1 protein-coding gene and 1 pseudogene are annotated in these 1,347 nt (G+C 35.0%); both read left to right on the forward strand.

The window, feature by feature from the left end; genetic code table 11:
- Positions 1-688 (forward strand): annotated as a pseudogene (locus ACFIKJ_RS09265) (hypothetical protein); the annotation flags it as partial.
- A 273-nt stretch (positions 689-961) separates the two neighbouring features.
- On the forward strand, positions 962-1,347 hold a 386-nt coding region (locus ACFIKJ_RS09270; RefSeq protein ID WP_375670542.1), incomplete at its 3' end, for a hypothetical protein.

A 1,347-nucleotide genomic window follows, 5' to 3' on the forward strand; every position in this document is an offset into this window, starting at 1 on the left:
TAACATTAACAATAACAAAAAAAATAAAAATATTATTTTATCAAAAAGAGAAATTGATTTTGAAAATTTAGAAACAAACGATTTGGTTGACGAGCCAATCGAGTGTGATGTTGAAAGCCAATCAGAACAAATCAAAACGATAGAAACCAAACAACCAATCATTCACGAGCAAAATATCAATCTTTCAAACGAAGTTAACAACCGATGGCAAATTAACGAAGCGATGATTGCGAAATTGCCTTCACGAAAAGTTAAAAAGGTTGGAAAAAAACTTTCAGAAATCTTTGACACGATGATGCCTGCTTATTTTCCAGAGAAAGCAAACTTTTTTGAAGAAACTAAGAAAACAAGCGAAAAACAAGAAGTTGAAAGAATACTAGAAGATTTCAAACCCGATTTTCAATACGCAACTGAACAAGGATTAACGCATGATGAAGCCTTATCAGAATTTGAAAAATTTGTACGCTTTTCAAAAACCAATCCATGTCGAAATGCAAATGAACGCGATTGGCAAAGCGCTTGGGATAATTGGATTACGCATCCAGAATATGGATTGGTAATTAAGAAACACAAAAAATTAGAAACGGAAAAACTATATGCAACCGCATGCTATAAATCATCATCAAACAATTTCGCAAACAACCTTTCAGAAAGATTTAGCATACCCCCAACAGCGATCTACGCTTAAAGACACTTATGGATCAGAAATAGAGCTTTTTTCGGGAGCATCAGTCATGAAATCGTATTTAAAAGGATCCGAAAAAACAGCAAAGTAGTGAAATTTTCTGATGATTTTGAGAATAGACATGCGTTTAAATTGACAGAAAGGCACCGTACAGAGCGATTTAAAGATTTTGTGATAAAAACCACATTGAAATTAAAAACGCTTCTGTACGGTCCATTTTGATGCAAATAAACCCATTGGTAAAGTTATGGATTTAGATAGGGGATATTAAACCAGATGTTTTTAAAAAAACGTAAACAGAAAGGGCAAAAAAAGTGGGTTGCAACGGCGGTCGGTCATGCACCATGGGGATTAGGGGTAGCAGAGTATTTTTATAACCTTTACGAATATGATGATGGCACAAGAGAATACGAAGAATTTGACGGTGGTCAGTATCATGAGATGCCTTGTAAAGTTGATTACAGTACCAAGGCGCAAGTGAAAGCTTGGATATATGGGGGTGATTTGCCAAGAAGCGTATTGAGTTGCGAAGCATTGATAGACGAGGTGAATAGGGAAATCAAAAAACGTACAGTGAAAGCAGTGAAAACTTATGATGATATAGACAGTGAACTAGAGAAAGCACTTGGTATTCAATTAGGTAGGTATCAAAATGAAAAAAA

It is taken from the genome of Bartonella sp. PS7NMGDW (assembly GCF_042193585.1).
Lineage (GTDB): Bacteria > Pseudomonadota > Alphaproteobacteria > Rhizobiales > Rhizobiaceae > Bartonella > Bartonella grahamii.